Source organism: Streptomyces sp. WG5 (assembly GCF_049974565.1).
Lineage (GTDB): Bacteria > Actinomycetota > Actinomycetes > Streptomycetales > Streptomycetaceae > Streptomyces.
In genome coordinates this window covers 1-16,096 of sequence record NZ_JBNGGC010000043.1, presented here as the reverse complement: position 1 = coordinate 16,096, position 16,096 = coordinate 1, and the positions used below count along the sequence as shown (strand labels likewise).

The 16,096-nt window shown below is 69.8% G+C and carries 11 protein-coding genes, 2 pseudogenes and 1 riboswitch; of the genes and pseudogenes, 3 read left to right on the top strand and 10 right to left on the bottom strand.

The features are described from left to right. Nucleotides 1–39: 39 nt before the first annotated feature. From ACP4IX_RS32175 to ACP4IX_RS32165, 3 genes are all read right to left on the bottom strand, one after another. Nucleotides 40–4,605: an AAA family ATPase gene (locus ACP4IX_RS32175; protein ID WP_426558052.1), complete on the bottom strand. Its 4,566-nt coding sequence runs from the start codon at nt 4,603–4,605 to the stop codon at nt 40–42. Beyond that, a complete protein-coding gene (locus ACP4IX_RS32170) occupies nt 4,602–5,480 on the bottom strand; it encodes a hypothetical protein (protein WP_426558050.1) in 879 nt (292 codons plus the stop codon). The genes ACP4IX_RS32175 and ACP4IX_RS32170 overlap by 4 nt, the downstream gene beginning before the upstream one ends. 397 nt (nt 5,481–5,877) lie before the next feature. Continuing rightward, nucleotides 5,878–7,113 carry an MBL fold metallo-hydrolase gene (locus ACP4IX_RS32165; RefSeq protein WP_426558048.1) on the bottom strand — a complete coding sequence of 412 codons (1,236 nt, stop codon included), beginning with the start codon at nt 7,111–7,113 and terminating at the stop codon, nt 5,878–5,880. 167 nt (nt 7,114–7,280) lie between these two features. Between ACP4IX_RS32165 and ACP4IX_RS32160 the strand changes: the two genes are divergently transcribed. Next, the gene (locus ACP4IX_RS32160; RefSeq protein ID WP_426558046.1) at nt 7,281–7,865 is read left to right on the top strand and encodes a carboxymuconolactone decarboxylase family protein; all 585 of its coding nucleotides are present in this window, start codon (nt 7,281–7,283) and stop codon (nt 7,863–7,865) included. Between the two features lie 45 nt (nt 7,866–7,910). Further along, nucleotides 7,911–8,291: pseudogene (locus tag ACP4IX_RS32155) on the top strand (TetR family transcriptional regulator C-terminal domain-containing protein); the annotation flags it as partial. A gap of 34 nt (nt 8,292–8,325) precedes the next feature. Here the strand turns inward: ACP4IX_RS32155 and ACP4IX_RS32150 are convergent. Together ACP4IX_RS32150 and ACP4IX_RS32145 are read right to left on the bottom strand one after the other, a co-directional pair. Beyond that, a complete protein-coding gene (locus ACP4IX_RS32150) occupies nt 8,326–9,111 on the bottom strand; it encodes an SGNH/GDSL hydrolase family protein (RefSeq protein WP_426525612.1) in 786 nt (261 codons plus the stop codon). 204 nt (nt 9,112–9,315) lie between these two features. Continuing rightward, nucleotides 9,316–10,281, bottom strand: coding sequence for a M23 family metallopeptidase (locus tag ACP4IX_RS32145; protein WP_426525598.1), 966 nt, complete (start codon nt 10,279–10,281; stop codon nt 9,316–9,318). Nucleotides 10,282–10,285: 4 nt separating this feature from the next. Next, nucleotides 10,286–10,443, bottom strand: a riboswitch (cyclic di-AMP (ydaO/yuaA leader). Nucleotides 10,444–10,866: 423 nt separating this feature from the next. On the opposite strand from ACP4IX_RS32145, the gene ACP4IX_RS32140 reads away from it, so the two are divergent. Continuing rightward, nucleotides 10,867–11,664 carry a tyrosine-protein phosphatase gene (locus tag ACP4IX_RS32140; protein WP_426558044.1) on the top strand — a complete coding sequence of 266 codons (798 nt, stop codon included), beginning with the start codon at nt 10,867–10,869 and terminating at the stop codon, nt 11,662–11,664. 16 nt (nt 11,665–11,680) lie between these two features. On the opposite strand, the gene ACP4IX_RS32135 is transcribed toward ACP4IX_RS32140, so the two are convergent. The 5 genes and pseudogenes from ACP4IX_RS32135 to ACP4IX_RS32115 all read right to left on the bottom strand — a co-directional run. After that, entirely contained in the window at nt 11,681–11,797 is a 117-nt protein-coding gene (locus ACP4IX_RS32135) for a DUF6126 family protein (protein WP_426525602.1), read from the bottom strand. Beyond that, nucleotides 11,794–12,444 (bottom strand): helix-turn-helix domain-containing protein, encoded by a 651-nt coding sequence (locus ACP4IX_RS32130; RefSeq protein WP_426525604.1) that lies wholly within the window; start codon nt 12,442–12,444, stop codon nt 11,794–11,796. Before ACP4IX_RS32130 ends, ACP4IX_RS32135 begins: the two co-directional genes overlap by 4 nt. 167 nt (nt 12,445–12,611) lie before the next feature. Next, a complete protein-coding gene (locus ACP4IX_RS32125; RefSeq protein ID WP_426525606.1) occupies nt 12,612–13,997 on the bottom strand; it encodes an aspartate aminotransferase family protein in 1,386 nt (461 codons plus the stop codon). After that, nucleotides 13,998–15,950, bottom strand: a complete 1,953-nt coding sequence (gene dxs / locus ACP4IX_RS32120) for a 1-deoxy-D-xylulose-5-phosphate synthase (RefSeq protein WP_426558042.1) — start codon at nt 15,948–15,950, stop codon at nt 13,998–14,000. A gap of 27 nt (nt 15,951–15,977) precedes the next feature. Further along, nucleotides 15,978–16,096 (bottom strand): annotated as a pseudogene (locus ACP4IX_RS32115) (flavodoxin-dependent (E)-4-hydroxy-3-methylbut-2-enyl-diphosphate synthase); the annotation flags it as partial.

The window sequence follows — 16,096 nt, the reverse complement described above, 5'->3', positions numbered from 1 at the left end:
GGCAGCCCGGCCGCGCGGGGCATTTCCAGCGCGCTTGATTTACAGCCGGACCGAGACCACGGCAGCGCCCGCCGTTCCACCGAAGACGAGCACCGGCTCGGCGAGCTTTGGAACGTCCCACGCGGGCGGGGCGCAGAGCGATGTCAGAGCAGCACCAGTAACGATTCGCGTCAACTCCTCCCCCGTACGGGGCTCCCACACCCGCACAGTGGTATCCCGTTGACCCACCGTGGCGAGGAGGGGTGGGGCGGTGGGCGAGGCCCGGAAGCTCGTAATGGCAGTCACCGGGCCCTGATGGCCGCGCAATCCGGGAAGCGCCTCCTGTCTCAGTGCATCTGGAGACCAAAACCGAACTATGCCGTCGGAGCCGCCGGTGGCGAGGAGCACAGTGCCGTCCTCCGCCGTCCAAGTGGTCAAGCAACCTACGATGCCGATGCGGGAAGGAAGGCGCCCCTCGGAAGGCTGCCCGGGACGGCAGAACCGTACGGCCGCAGCGGATGAGTAGGCCACGATCGTGCCTTCCGCACTCGGCAGGGCCACCAGGGCGCGGATCGCATGTGAGGCGCGGACGACGGGCCACGGCTCTCCGGTGGCCAGATCGTGGAAGGACACGGTGCCAGAACTCGTGCCGCTGACTACGAACACCTGGTCCCTGCCATCCACGCCAAAGGTTGTCAGCGCACGTATCGGTGTCAGATCGTGTACTGGCCTCGACAAAAACGTGCGGGTCGGATCAGGCATGCGGAACCATCCATTCTCTTGGTCCCAACGGACGATGCCGCCGCCATACGTGCCCGCGATCACGGATACCGATCCATCGGGCCACAGGTGGCTGGTGACAGCTGTCAGTCCTTGGAAGGCCACCTCTTCGGGCAAGTGGATCTGCTGCCGCACTTCCCCAGTCACGACTGAGGTGACGTTCAGAGAACGCAGCGACTTCGATCTTAGGAGGAGGGCTGTATCTCCCCGCGCGGGGAACGGCACCATGATCGACCCGTCACGCGGCTCTTCTTGGCGGTTGCTTCGCTGTAATAGGGGGGTGGAAGGATCCCAAACCCGGACAGCGTGATCGTCGGACCCAGACACCAGCCTCGGGGCCACTTCCCCCGCATCAAGGACGGTCAGGCCCTTGACCCTCTTGTCGTGGTTGGCGGCGAAGTCGCGCACTGCCAAACCGGTTTCCGGATCCCAGAGGCGGACGCTCCCGCCCCGGCTGGGTCCCAGAGCGAGCAGTGTTTCCGTGCGGGAATTGCGTCCGACAGGGTACAGGCAGATGGTCACAGCAGACTCGCGAATGACAGCTGTAGCGTTCTCCTTGCCCGTCCACGCGTCGTAGTTGCGCACGCGCCCCGTGGAACGTGAGGCTGCGGCCAGCCGCGGACGACCATCACTGCCGACGTACAGGGCAAGAGCCGAAACTCCCCTGCCCTGGCCCCCCACCTCGCTGACCAGCGTGAGCGACTCGGCATCGAGTACTTCGACCGTGCTCCCTTCTCCGCCGAGAGCGATCAGAGTCTGGCCGGTAGGGAGCTGCAGCGCGGCAAGGGCCTTGATGGAGTCACCCCACATCGTTGCGCGGGGTGTTCTGGACAGCACTTCGCGTGCGAGGGGGTCACAGATCACCAGGCCCTCGGCCGTGCCCAGCGCCAACCTGGTGCCGCCGCCCGCCGCGGAGAATATGGCTAGCGCGTACACGGGGGCCGACACTGGGAGATGGTCGACGTGGCCGCTCTGCGGATCGTAAAGCCAGGCCCCTTTTGCGCAGCCGACCGCAAGCAGTGGCTCTCCCCGGCGGCCGGCCAGCACGGCCAGAGCTCGCGCATACGGACCGCGTCGTACGGGCAGCCCGAAGTCGGTTCCGGTGAGCGGATCCCACAGGCGGACCTCGCCGCCGATGTCCCCTGCCGCCACGAGGACAGTGCCGTCGGGCAGGGTGAAGGAAACGAGCGAGGAAACCTCTGCCTGGGTGCGACCCAGCAGGTTTCCAGGCACTCGCAGCTCGTTCCACCGCGGGACGACACGCCGATGTGCTGGTGCCACGTCGTTCTCGCTGCGCGCGGTCGGCGTGGCTTCGCCCTCCGTCGGATCCTGCGTATTAAGTGCGGTGCCGTCGTATTCGCGGACCATGCCGAGAGCAGCTAGGGCCAGGCTGTCGGCGCGTGCCGAGGGTGGGGCATCGGCGAGGAAGGGCTCGATGCGTGCCCACGAGGCCAAGTGCAGGGTACGGCGCGTGGGGTTGGCCGGGAGCCCGAGAGCGCCCCGTACGGTGCCGCTGGTCTCCCAGGGAAGGAAGTGCGCTGGAACGTGGCTGCTGTCGAGGACCTTGGCGGCTGCGGCGTGAGCCACCAGGTGGCGCCGCAGATAGGGGTGCGGGGCGATCTGGTCGCCCGCACGGGGAATGAGCCGCTCAAATGCCCTGACTAGTGCCCGGTGGCTGTCCGAGATCTCCTCGTCCGAGAGCCTTTCACGCACGCCGTTTTCCGAGGCCCCAAGGAGTGTGCGCGGTGCGTAGCGGAGTGTCTCGCTGATCCGCTCATGCACCGGCCGGTATACGGTCCGGCCGTCCTCGACCGCGTTGGTGAGATAGCCGGAGAGGCGGCTATCCCACACTTTCCGGATGACGTCATCCGGGTCGGCGACGGAGGTCGGTGAAAGGCAGCCCACGGCGGCTGGCCAGATGTCGGCCCATGGCAGGCCGGCCCCGTACGCGAGCGCTGTGGCGCGCAATGCGGACATGAGTTGCTCAGCGGCCGTGGAGTGCGTATCGGCGACGTCACGGAGGTCTTCCCGCAGGAGGGCTTCGGTGCCCTCACGCAGGGTCTTGAGCCACTCGGGGTCCTCCGGATCCGGCAGGATGCATCGTGCGCGCAGGCGTTCCGCCGCTATACGGGCGTCCAGGAATGAAGGGGTCACTTCCCGGGCCACCGCCTCCGCCAGTTTCGCGTGGCGGCCGAGCGGCGGAGCCGACGGCACTTCCCCGTCCTCCTGGCCCGCATACGGTGCTCCCAACAGCGCGTGGACGTACGGGGCGATGTCCTGCGCGGTGTCGGGGCCGTCTGTGCGGATGGGGGCACTGGTGGCAGTGGCCCGGACCAGCAGGTCGAGGAGGTCTGGGGTCTGGGCACGCAAGGCGGGAGCCTCAACAGCGGCTGAGGTGTCGGGACGGGTACTGCGGATGCCGAGCAGCAGCCGGACGGCAGGGCGCTCGTCCGGCATCCGGAGATCTGCCAAGGGACGCAGCAGGTCTGTGATGACGCGTGTTGGGTTCTTGGCTTCGTCGATGCCGTCGATTACCAGGGTGAGCGGCTCGCCCCGGTGTCGCGCCTCGCTCTGCAACAGGTTCCGCAGTCGAGTGAGGTGTCCGCTCACGGGGCCGCCGGCCCTGGACGGGATTCCTTGCCCCAGGTCGGCGTCGAGGGCCTCGCAGAGCGCCTGGGCGAGCTCGTCCGGGCCGGTGTTGCGGGCGAGGACGGCAGCATCCACGGCCCCTTCCGGTACCTGAAGTTCTACCGGGATCTGAGTGACCAGCGCGCGGTACATCTCGTCGGCCCGGAAGCGGGTGTCGCTCAGGGTCACGGTGCGGGCAAGGAGGGCAGACTTCCCGGAACCGGCCACGCCGGTGACAATCAATACGCCTTCTGTGCCGGTCAGGAAGGCGAGGATGCGCTTGACGAGCTCGGTACGGCCGGTGAAATACCAGCCCGGATTGTCCGGTTCGGAGGTACCTGCGGCGCGGGAGAGCCAGAATGTGTCGAGCTGGGCGCGTGTCCACCCGACCTGGTGGGCGGAAGCCTTCAAGACTGGTTCGTTCCCTGTCTGGCCGGGGTTGGGCAGGCAGGGGCTCAGCTGTGCTTGCGCCCTCTCTGTAGAGGCCGAGGGCGTGGGCCAGGCGTACACGAGGTCGGTCATGGTGCTCTCCTCGAACACCTCTATAACGATGCTCTTCCATTCTTGCCAACTTAGGTGCGACTCGGCGAAGCCATTGGTCTTGTCCTTGCAGTGTGCCCGCACTGCCCGCAGGACGTTGGCGAAGGCATTCAGGCTGGGCGTGCTCTGCTCATTCCCTGCGACGAGGACCACCAGCGAGGCAAGGGCGCGGCGCTCCTGCCGCAGACCCCTCAGCGTGGTCTTGAGCTCAGCCTCAAGCCGACCCGAAAAGCAGGAGTCCACTATCACCAAAACGTGCGTGGCATGGGAGTCAAGCACGGTGGTGATGATCTCAGCAGTCGGGAACGCGGTCGCGTACGGCCTGTCCACGTACGTGTCCCGCAGTTGCAAGAAGTGCTGAGGAGAGTTCGTCGGAGCCAGCCCGTGCCCGGTGATATAGACGACAAGGGCTTCGTCGTCATCCGCGTTCCCTAGGTCCTCCTCCAGGAGGAAGGTGCGCAGGTCGCGCAAGTCGTGAAGCTGCTTGGCCTCGGAAGGCTCGAAACGGCGCTCGTCATCGAGAGAGGGATGTGCCCACCAGTCCTTCACCGCCGTCACCTGCGCGGTGATCGCCTTTCCGAACGCCTCCTGCTCGGCTGCAGATCCGTCGTCGTACTCCGAGACCGCGATGACAACGAGGCGGCGGGCGAAGGTATCCGGGGCTGGCGCGCGTGTCACGGTCGGCCGCCCACCACGGCGCGAGCCACGGGCACGCTGCGGAGATAGCGCAGGGCACTATGCGGATCGCCAGTGCCATTGTTCACCGGAGCTTCGGTGAGTTCCCGCGCGACGGCGGACAGGCTCGCGCCCCCGGTGATGAAGTCGTCGGGGTCAAAGACGTTGACCCACCTGATGCGCGAGTCGAGCTGGAGGGGTGCGCCATCGGTGAGTCCCATGAGCCGCCGCACGGCGGGTATGCCCAGCGGCGAGCCACAGGTCACCAGCGTGTGCAGGTCAGAGCCGGGCATGCCCGCAGCACCGAGCTCCTTGCGGCGGAGCAGATCGTAGGCGATGACACTGCCGAGCGAATGACCGATGACCACGGCAGTATCCAGCGTGAATCCGTCCCGAACGAACGCCCGTACCTCGGCGGCCAGGGCTGGCCTGGTGAGGTAGTAGCGCACCTCCCGCAAGCGCCGGACGAGGAACTGCACGCCGCCTCCCGGGAAACGGTGGTCATAGGCCATCGCCAGCCGGGTCAGACGCGGCGACCACAGCTTGGGAAGCCCCAACGTGGCCAGGGGCCGGGTTTCGGCAAAGGCTACGTCCTCGGACCGTACAAGGTCGGTGAAGGCCTCGGCAACGAAGTCCTCTTCGGCTGCCTCCATCGGCACTGACTGGCTGAAGAGGTCGTCCTCGGGACCCAAACGGTCTGTTCCCCTCGCCAGGAGTGCCGTCCAATGCGGCACCACGAGGGACACCGCGCAGGCTGCTATGTCGGGCAGCGAGTCAATGCCGCGCTGGAGCGCTCGACTCCAGTCGGCGGTCAGTCGATGCCCAGAGGTCTTCGACTGCCCGATTCCGTGTACACCGACGACCTGTACTGTCTCCACGCCTTGGCTCGCCCCGCTCCACCGTGTGCCTGCCTGCAAGCCGCGGATGTACTGTTGTCCCCCGGCTGAAGGCCATTGTGCTGCATACGATGCGGGCATATGGGCGCTTCACACGTCATGCGCCGCACCAAGACGCTGCCTCCGACATTCTCCGAGCAGTGCGGCCGAGCGCTGCCCAGCCTGGGCTCCATCTGGCTAGTTCAGCGCCCCAAGATGTGTGTTCGGACGGCAACCCGAGATGAGCCGTCTAGGGACGGCAAGGGTATGAATCGCTGGGCAGTGGCTTCACGCTCCACGCGGGGCGTCCCGTCCAAGGCTCCCAGCACACGGTCCTGCTCCTCAACCGTGAGACGTTCCATCATCCGAGCCACCTCGCCGAGCTCGTCCCCGACCGACGTCATCGCTCACCGGCGAGGTCGAGATCACCCTTGAACGTCTCGGTCGCCCCCTCAGCGATCCGAGGAAGCCGCCAAGGGTGCGCGATCGGACCGGAGACCGCCCGCCACCACGCCTCCACCGGCAGCTCCCCCGCCGGCTCGAACGGCTCCCCCGGCCGCGGGAACGCCACCGCCTGGCTGACCTCCTCGGCCGCGTCCTTGGTCCACTCCCCGGGCTCCGCCCACGGATGCGGAGCCAGGTTGAACGTTCCCCAGTGGATTGGCAGCAGCACCCCTCCCGGAGTGCCTCCCTGCAGGTCAAGGTGGGCCTGCACCCCCTGCGCAGGCGTCATGTGAATGTCTGGCCACATGCCGGGCAGCGGCGTATAATCCGTGTGGTTCTTGGGCCAGAACTCGGCGTACGCCCCGAGCTGGATCATCGTGGCGTCGAACGGGCCGTGGGCGGCGCCGATGTCCCGGAAGCCCTCGAAGTAGCCGGTGTCCCCGCTGTGGAAGACGCGGTGTTCCGCACCGGCCACGACCCAGGACGCCCAGAGAGTGTGCTGGGTGTTGCGCAGGCCGCGCCCGCAGAAGTGCCGGGCCGGGGTGGCGGTCAGGGTGAGGTCGCCGACGCGCGTCGACTCGTGCCAGTCCAGCTCGCGCAGCCGGTCGGCGCGGACGCCCCAGTGTTCGAGGTGGGCGCCGACGCCGAGGGGCACCGCGAACAGGGTGTCCGTGCCGGCCAGCGCCGAGATCGTGGGCATGTCCAGGTGGTCGTAGTGGTCGTGGGAGATGACGACGACGTCGACCGGGCCCAGTGCGGCCAGGGGCACCGGGACCGGGTGCAGCCGCTTGGGGCCGGCGAAGGGGAACGGGGAGCAGCGCTCGCCCCACACCGGGTCGAAGAGCACCCGCTGTCCGTCGATCTCGGCGAGCACACTGGAGTGCCCCATCCAGGTCAGCCGCAGTCCGGTGGCGGGGGGCCGGGCGAGGTCGGCGAGCGTGGTGGCATGCACCGGGACCGTGCCCCGCGGCGCACGGCGGAGCCGGGCCTGCCTGTCGAAGTAGATCTTGGCGAACTCGCGGGCCGACCCGGAGGGCCGGGTCCGGGCGGTGCCCCCGGGGTTCTGGAAGACGCCGTCGCCGAAGTGCGGCGATCTGCGGATACGCGCCATGCGCTCACCGCTGGGGTCCGCGCCGAAGGCCGCGGGCCGCGGCACGCGGAGCCCGGGGCTCGGGGAACGGGAACCGGCCACGGTACCTCCAGGTGGAGTAGGTCAGGCTCTCATTGTCGCCTGGTCCGACGTCACTCGAACGCCTGATGTCACATCCGAGTTCCCGCCGGCCGTCGTACCGGTGAGGGCGCCCCCGCCGGAGCGCCCGGAAGGCAACGGCACGACCGACGGACAGGAAGGGGGCCCTCATGGCCCGCGTATCCCTCACCCCGCCCCGGACGCTCCTCCTCCGCGTCATGGAGTGGTACTCCCGGCGCACCTACGGCAAGGTTCTCGACCCCGGCAAGGCGCTCGCCCACAACCCGCGCGTGCTCTGGGGCGACCTGCGGTTCGAGCAGTCCGTGGCCAAGTGGAACAGGCTGGACTCCGACCTGAAGGCGCTCGCCGTGATGGCCTCGGCGGCCTCGATCGGCTGCTCCTGGTGCATGGACTTCGGCTACTGGGAGAACGCCGAGCGCGGCATGGACCGGCGCAAGCTCCACGACGTGCCGGTGTGGCGGGAGAGCGACGCCTACACGCCACTGGAGCGGGACGTCATGGAGTACGCCGAGGCGGTGACGGCGACCCCGCCCACCGTCGGCGACGACCTCGCCGAGCGGCTGCGGACCCGGCTGGGCGAGCCCGCGTTCGTGGAGCTGACGGCCATGGTCGCGGTCGAGAACCTGCGTTCCCGTATCAACGCGGCGCTCGACCTCACCAGCCAGGGCTTCAAGGACTCCTGCGACCTGCCCGACGTCGGCCCCGCGGCCGCGACCGCCGCGCCGGCGGACTGAGCCACCGCGACCGGAAGCGGCCGTCACCGCGGGCCCGGGCGGACCGGCCGCCGCACGACGGCGCTGCGCCTGCTGCGGACGTCCGTGCGGTGGTACGCCCCGGCCGGGCAGGCCAAGGGGTGGCTGCTGTGGGATCGGAGGCTGGGCGGTGGCGCTGCGCGAGCCCGCGCTGCGAGAGGTCACGCGGGAACTGGACCGCCGGTGGAAGGCCGCGATCGCCGAGGGCGTGGCCGCCCGCCGGGGATTCCTCCTGCCCGGAGCCCGACGGGCGCCGCCCCGCGCCTGGCCGCGCTGCTCGACGGACTGGCCGTGCGGCTGACGTCGGGCGGGGGCGCGGTGTCGCGGGCCCGGGCACAGGGGTGGACGGACGGGGCGCTCGCCCGGGGGCCGGGACTGGACCGCGCGGCGCTGACGACACCGCGCCGCTGGTCCGGACCGCCCGCCCAGCCACGCCCCGCTGTCAGGCAACCGCCGAGATCCGCATCTTGATGTCGTCCGGCGACAGCGTCCCCTTGGCCGTCACGTGGTCGCCCGACGACTCCCCGCGCAGCCGGCGTCCGATCCACGGCACCAGGTACTCGCGTGCCCAGTGCACGTCGTCCCGTCGTACGTGGAGGGTGCCGCGGGGCGGCAGCTGCGGCCAGGGCTGCTCCGGATCGGCCGGCACCCGCAGGCCGAGTGCCTGGCCCGCGCGCAGCGCCACGCGCGTGTGCCCCTCGGGTGACAGGTGCAGCCGGTCGGCGTCCCACGCCCTGCGGTCCTGGACGCTCCGCAGCGACCACAGGTCGAGGACGGGACAGCCGTAGCGGTCGGCGACGGCACGGACGTGTCCGTTGTACGTGGCGATCTTGCCGCGCAGATGCTTGAGGACGGGCACCCCGCGGGTGTCGAAGCCGGTCGTCACGAGGACGGTGCCGGCCACGGCGGTCAGTGCGGCCACCGCCCGCTCGAACCGCTCCGCCACCTCGTCGGGATCGGTGCCGGGCCGGATGATGTCGTTGCCGCCCGCCGCGAAGGAGACCAGGTCCGGCGCGAGTTCGGCGACGCGCGGGACCTGTTCCGCCACGATCTGGTCGAGCAGCCTGCCGCGCACGGCGAGGTTGGTGTACCTGAAGTCGCCCTCGGGGCGTCGGTCGGCGAGCAGTACGGCGAACCGGTCGGCCCAGCCGACGAACGCCCCGTCGGGTCCGGGGTCGCCGACGCCCTCGGTGAAGCTGTCCCCCACCGCCACGTACGACCCGATCACTTCTCTGCTGTCACTCTTCGAATCGTCTGCCACGTCGGCCCATGATTCACCTCGGAATGTGACCTACGCGACCGTAGAAAGGGTTGACGGGCGGTGAGAAAGACCACTCCTAAAGTGTTCACCAATTCAGGAATACACCGAAGGCCGGACCCGGGGATCGGGGTCCGGCCTTCGGTCGCGCGGGGGCTGTGCCCGGAACCGTCGTCAGAGGGAGACGCCGTGCGAGCGCAGGTACGCGATCGGGTCCACGTCCGAGCCGTAGTCCGGCGTGGTGCGGATCTCGAAGTGCAGGTGCGGGCCGGTCACGTTGCCGGTGGCACCCGAGAGACCGACCTGCTGACCCGCCGTCACGGACTGACCGGCGGAGACGGAGAGCGAGGACAGGTGGGCGTACTGGGCGTAGTGGCCGTCGGCGAGCTGGATGACGACCTGGTTGCCGTACGCTCCGCCCCAGCCGGCGGAGACGACGGTGCCCGCACCGACGGCCTTGAGCGAGGTGCCGGTCGGGACGACGAAGTCCGTGCCGGTGTGGTAGCCGCTGGACCACATGCTGCCGGTCTGGTGGTACGGGGTGCCGACGCTGCCGCCGGGGACGGGCGAGGTGAAGCCGCTGGTGGCGCCGGCGGACTGGCCGCTCGTGTCCGAGGAGTCCGAGGAGGAGGTCTGCGCGGCGTCCGACGACTTCTCGGACGACTCGGACGTCCCTGCCGGCGACTTCTGCGGCGCGGCGGGCTTCTCGGCCGCCGGCTTCTCCGACTCGGCGGAGGACGACGGGGCCGACGCCGTGGCGGCCTGCCCGCCGATCGAGAGCTTCAGGCCGGGGTGGATCAGCGAGGGGTCCGAACCGACGGCCTCGCGGTTGTCCGAGTACAGCTTCTTCCAGCCGCCGTCGACGTCCTGCTCGTCGGCGATCCGCGAGAGGGAGTCACCACTCTTCACCGTGTACGTCCGCGCGTCCGCGTTCTTCTCGGCGCTGCCTCCGGCGGCCTTCTTCGCCGTCGTCGGGACGGACTGCACGGCCTGTCCGGAAACGGACTGCGCGGGAGCGGCGTGGGCTGCGGCGGCGCCCATCAGCGGGAGCGCGAGCGCGGCGCCCCCGGTTCCGGCGACGGCGATGGTGCGGGTCAGGCGCATGGCCCTGGTGCGGCGGTGCTTACCCTTCGCGGGCATGACGAATTCCTCTCCGGCGCCTGCGAGGTGAGCTGTCGGGTGCGGGCTGGAGATGCCCGGCCGCGCCGAGACGCGGCTTTACCCCAAGCCGTTCCGGGAACCGGAACAGGCAGTCGTACCTGTGGGTCCCCCGCTCCTGCCGTGTACGGGTGGTGGGTGGGTGCGGGCTCCGGTCGGCGGCAGGATTAGGCGTCCGTCCGGATCGGTGGTGAACGTAAGGGACCAGGACGCGCAGGGACAAGCGTGGGGTTCCATCGGCAGGTGTTCCGATTGATCCTTTACGGGAATCACCGGTCACCCTCCGTCGATTCGCACAGCGCCGCTTCACGTGAACAGCCTTGAAAACCCGCCTGATTACGTGAGCATGACGAGCAACGCACGGTCACGGATATGACGCTGCTCACGCGGCGCCTCGCCATCCTCTTTCATTTCAGCGCTAGTTGGAATGAAAGCGCCAATTCGGACAGAAGGCTTAGAAATGGCGTAGTCGGACGGCCGAAACGCCGAGGCTCCAGGACCGTGCCGTATCGTCGAGTGGTGCCCGTCGGCGAGCAGCGTCGACGGGGCGGAGTGGGAGGAGTCCCCGTGACGCAGCAGGTCCCGTCGACCGAACCCGAGCTGGCCGGTGTGCGCAACTTCCGTGACGTGGGCGGACTGCCGACCGTGGACGGGCGGCGCGTGCGGCAGGGGGTGCTGTTCCGCAGCGGTCACCTGGCGCACGCCACCGGTGAGGACGCCGCGTTCCTCGCCTCGCTGGGCCTGCACACCGTCTTCGACTTCCGCAACGCGGCCGACCAGAAACTCGAAGGCCCGGACGTCGAGCTTCCGGGCGTGCGCAATGTGAACCTGCCGCTGAGTGATCCGGCCGACGGCGCCGAGTTCTGGAAGATGGTCCGCGACGGGGACCTCGACCAGCTGCGCGAGATCCTGGCGGACGGCAAGGGCGCCAACCGGATGATCGACTCCTACCGCATGATCATCAAGGAGCGCACGGCGGAGCACTCCCGGGTGCTGCACGCGCTCGCCGAGGACAGCGTCCCCGCCCTGATGCACTGCGCGGCCGGCAAGGACCGCGCGGGCCTGTCGATCGCCGTCACCCTGCTCGCCCTGGGCGTCGAGCGCGAGGCCGTCGTCGACGACTACCTGAAGTCCAACGCCACGCACCGCCGCTACCGGGTACGCCGCAGCAGCTCCGCCACCTCGGCCTACTCCCCCGAGGTCATGGAGCTGCTCAGCCCCCTGTTCGACGCGCGTGCCGAGTATCTGGCGGCGGCCTTCGAGACCGTCGAGGAGACCTGGGGCGGCGTCGACGCGTACCTGGAGAAGGGCCTGCGGATCACCCCGGAGACCCGGGAGCGACTGCGCGAGCGGATGCTGGACTGAGGCATCCGCTCACCCGCTACTTGGCTCCCACCTCGAAGAGCAGGTAGATGAAGGCCGCGAAGACGTGCCCCACGATGAGGTAGATGAAGAGCCGCACCCACAGGGCGCGCGGGAACTTCTCCTGCAGATTCATGGCATCTCTCCAAGGGTCGGGTGGACCGCGGTGGTGGCCGGTCCCAGGCACAGCGCCGCCGCCGGGCTCTGCAGCAGGGTGTGGACGAAGAGCAGTTCGACCCCGTCGGCGTCCTGGGCGGCGATCCGGTGCGGGGTCAGCGAGTCGAAGTGCGCGCTGTCGCCCGGAGCGAGCCGGTGCACGGTGTCCCCGAGGCGCAGCCGCAGCCGGCCCCGCAGGACGTGCAGCCACTCCTCGCCGGGGTGCACCCGCACGATGTCGCCCTGCGAGCCGTGCGGCACATGGACGCGCAGGGCCTGCATACCGCGGCCGGCCCCGCCGGCCTGCCAGTACGTCCAGCCGCCCGCGAACGTCGGTTCCATGGCGTCCGCGCGCACGACGGCGTCCCGGTCCACCGCCGTCTCACCGAGCAGCTCCGACACGGTCGTACCGTAGACACGGGCGAGGGAGAGCAGCATCGGCAGCGAGGGCTGACGCTGCCCGGTCTCCAGGCGGGAGAGATGGGCGGGCGACAGCCCGGCGGCACGGGCCGCCGCCTCGAGGGTGAGGGCGGCCCTGCGCCGCAGGGCACGCAGCTGCGGTGCCACGACGGACACCGCGTCCGCCGGAGCTACCGGCTCCGGCGGTCCGGACTCGTGGGAGGTCATGCCTCCATTCAGTCCGAGAAGTGCCTGTCAGGCAATTTTTTTGCCTGGCAGGCAAAGAAACCCGGGTGGGCGGCCCTGGCAGTCCTCGAAGACCCGCGGGTGCGGTCCTCCAAGACGTGCGGGAGCGGCTCTCGAAGACGCGCGGGTGCCGCGGTGGCTCCGTCCCGCTAGCGGTTGGCCACCGCCTGCCTGACCAGGGTCTTGCCGAAGTCCCACATCAGGCCGCCTCCGTGGTGCGCGTCGTCCATCACCTCGGTGAAGGCGTCGACGAACCGGTCCGCGTCCGCCACGTCGATGATCAGCGGCGGGATCAGCTTGATCACCTCCAGGTGGTCGCCGGAGACCTGGGTGAGGATCCGGTGCCGTTGCAGCAGCGGCACCACCACCATCTGCGCGAACAGTCCCTTCCGCGTGGCCTGCAGCATCGTCCACCGGCTGCGCAGCTTCAGCGATCTCGGCCGGCCGAACTCGATGCCGATCATCAGCCCCCGGCCCCGGACGTCGGCGAGCAGCTCGTAGCGGTCCACCAGCTCCGTCAGCCGGGACTTCAGCCGCTCCCCCACCGCGGCCGCGTTCGCCACGATCTCCTCGTTCTCCATCACCGAGAGCACCGCGAGCCCGGCCGCCATGGCCTGGGCGTTGGACCCGAAGCTCGCCGAGTGGACCAGCACCCGGTCCATCGAGGAGTACACCTTCCGGAAGATCCAGTCCTTGCCCAGCGTGGCCCCCACCGGTACGTATCCGCCGGACAGCGCCTTGGCCACGCACACCAGGTCGGGCTCGACGCCGTCCTCGTGCTGGAAGGCGTAGAACTTCCCGGTCCGGCCGAGGCCCGTCTGCACCTCGTCGGCGATCAGCAGTGCCCTGTGCCGGTGCAGCAGTTCCTGCGCGGCGCGCAGATAGCCGGGCGGGGCCTCGTGCACGCCCTTGCCCTGGACCGGCTCCACGATCAGCGCGGCCACGTCGCCCTGCTTGAGCTCCCGCGCCAGTGCGTCCAGGTCGCCGAGCGGTACGGCGGTATCGGGCAGCAGCGGGTCGAAACCGTCACGGAAACCGCCCTCGCCGTTGACGGACAGCGAGCCGGTGGTCAGCCCGTGGAAGGCGTGCGTGCAGTACAGGATCCTCGGCCTGCCGGTCGCGTACCGGGCGAACTTCAGCGCGGTCTCGACCGACTCCGTGCCGCTGTTGCCGAAGAAGACCCGGTCCAGGTGCGGGCTGTAGGAGAGCAGCTTCTCGGCGAGCAGCCCGGGCAGCGGCGGACAGTCGAAGCGGGTCAGGTCGGCCAGCGAGGCGTCGAGGACGTCGTGCAGCGCCTTGCGTACGACGGGGTGGTGGCGTCCCAGGCCCATCACCGCGAACCCGGCGAGCATGTCCAGGTAGTCGTTGCCGTCCGCGTCCCAGAAGTGCGCGCCCTCCGCCCGCTCGTAGACCTTGTCGAAGCCGATGGTGCGCAGCATGCGCGGGAGCTGGTGGTTGAGGTGCCTGGTGTGCAGCTCGTACCGCTCGGCTCCGCGGTCGGCCAGGAGGGCGGCGAGGTCGAACTCCTCGGTCATTCAGTTCTCTCCTTGCACTGGCATGACGATCCGTCCGTCCTCGGTCCGGTCTCCGGCCTTCTGTCCGGCCTGGGCCGCGGTCTGTGCCGCGACGGCCAGGCTCGCGCCGATCCGGCCGGCGATCTCGACCGGGGTGAGACCGATGTCGGCGAGCACCTCGGCGCGCTTGGCGTGTGCGAGGAACTGCTCGGGGATGCCGAACCGGCGGACGGGAACATCGACCTCCGCGTCACCCAGCGCCAGGGCCACCGCCGAACCGACTCCGGCCGCACGGCTGTTGTCCTCCACGACGGCCACCAGGCGGTGCCGGGCGGCCAGGGGTGCGAGCGCCGGGTCGACGGGTTTGACCCAGCGCGGGTCGACGACGGTGCATCCGACGCCGCGGGCCTCGAGCAGCTCGGCGGCGCGGAGGCAGACGGGCGCCATCACGCCGACCGCCACCAGCAGCACCTCGGACCGGTCGGCCGCGTGCAGGACGTCCATGCCGCCGACCCGGTCGACGGCCGGGACCACCGGGCCGACGGACTCCTTCGGGAAGCGCACCAGCGTCGGCGCGTCGTCGACGGCGACCGCCTCGCGCAGCTGGGCGCGCAGCTGGTCGGCGTCGCGCGGGGCGGCGATCCGCAGGCCCGGGACGACCTGGAGGACGGACATGTCCCACATGCCGTTGTGCGAGGGCCCGTCGGCGCCCGTGACCCCGGCCCGGTCCAGGACGAAGGTGACCCCGCAGCGGTGCAGGGCCACGTCCATGAGCACCTGGTCGAAGGCGCGGTTGAGGAAGGTGGCGTAGACGGCGACGACCGGATGCAGGCCGCCGGTGGCGAGACCGGCCGCGGACACGGCGGCGTGCTGCTCGGCGATGCCGACGTCCCAGACCCGGTCGGGGAACCGCTCGGCGAAGCGGCCGAGACCGACCGGGTGCAGCATCGCCGCGGTGATCGCCACGACGTCGTCGCGCTCCTCACCGATCCGGACGATCTCCTCGCCGAAGACGGAGGTCCAGGACGGCGCGTCGGAGGGACTGAGCGGCGCGCAGGTGAGCGGGTCCATCACGCCGACGGTGTGGAAGTGGTCCGCCTCGTCGCGCAGGGCCGGTTCGTAGCCGCGGCCCTTCTCCGTGAGGCAGTGCACCAGTACGGGCCCGTGGAAGCGCTTCGCGCGACGCAGCGCCGACTCGACGGCCCCGATGTCGTGCCCGTCGATCGGGCCCACGTACTTCAGCCCCAGGTCCTCGAAGAGCCCCTGCGGGGCGAAGGCGTCCTTGAAGCCCTTCTTCGCACCGTGCATCGCCTCGTACAGGGTGTTGCCCACCACGGGTGTGCGCTGGAGTACGTCCTTGCCCCAGGCCAGCATCCGCTCGTAGCCGTCGGTCGTGCGGAGCGTCGCGAGGTGGTTGGCGAGGCCGCCGATGGTCGGCGCGTACGAGCGTTCGTTGTCGTTGACGACGATGATCAGCGGCCGGTCCCTGGCCGCCGCGATGTTGTTCAGGGCCTCCCAGGCCAAGCCGCCGGTGAGCGCGCCGTCGCCGATGACGGCGGCGACGTGACCCCGCCCGCCCTGCACCTGACGGGCCTTGGCGAGGCCGTCGGCCCAGCCGAGCACGGTGGAGGCGTGGCTGTTCTCGATGACGTCGTGCTCGGACTCCTCGCGGGACGGGTAACCGGACAGCCCGCCCTTGCCGCGCAGTTTGGAGAAGTCCTGACGGCCGGTCAGGAGTTTGTGCACGTAGCTCTGGTGGCCGGTGTCCCACAGGATGCGGTCGGCCGGTGACTCGAAGACCCGGTGCAGGGCGACGGTCAGTTCCACCACGCCCAGGTTGGGGCCGAGGTGGCCGCCGGTGCGGGCGACCGCGTGCACCAGGAAGTCACGTATCTCGTCGGACAGTTCACCGAGTTGTGCCTCGGACAGCGCCTTCAGGTCGCGTGGTCCCCCGATGCTCTCCAGAATCGTCACGCTCGGGCCCCCTTCGGTCCGTGCTGTTCAGCTCACGGTGACGGCCGGCTCCCCCGACGCGCCGTCCTTCTCCATCTGCTCGGCGATCTTCATGGCCTCCTCGATGAGGGTCTCCACGATCTTGGACTCGGGAACCGTCTTGATGA

What these genes read in the sequence shown, in the direction of transcription:
- ACP4IX_RS32160 (WP_426558046.1), top strand. Translation starts at nt 7,281, where the DNA reads ATGGCCCGCGTATCCCTCACCCCGCCCCGGACGCTCCTCCTCCGCGTC.
- ACP4IX_RS32145 (WP_426525598.1), bottom strand. Translation starts at nt 10,281, where the DNA reads ATGCCCGCGAAGGGTAAGCACCGCCGCACCAGGGCCATGCGCCTGACC.
- ACP4IX_RS32135 (WP_426525602.1), bottom strand. Translation starts at nt 11,797, where the DNA reads ATGAATCTGCAGGAGAAGTTCCCGCGCGCCCTGTGGGTGCGGCTCTTC.
- ACP4IX_RS32130 (WP_426525604.1), bottom strand. Translation starts at nt 12,444, where the DNA reads ATGACCTCCCACGAGTCCGGACCGCCGGAGCCGGTAGCTCCGGCGGAC.
- ACP4IX_RS32125 (WP_426525606.1), bottom strand. Translation starts at nt 13,997, where the DNA reads ATGACCGAGGAGTTCGACCTCGCCGCCCTCCTGGCCGACCGCGGAGCC.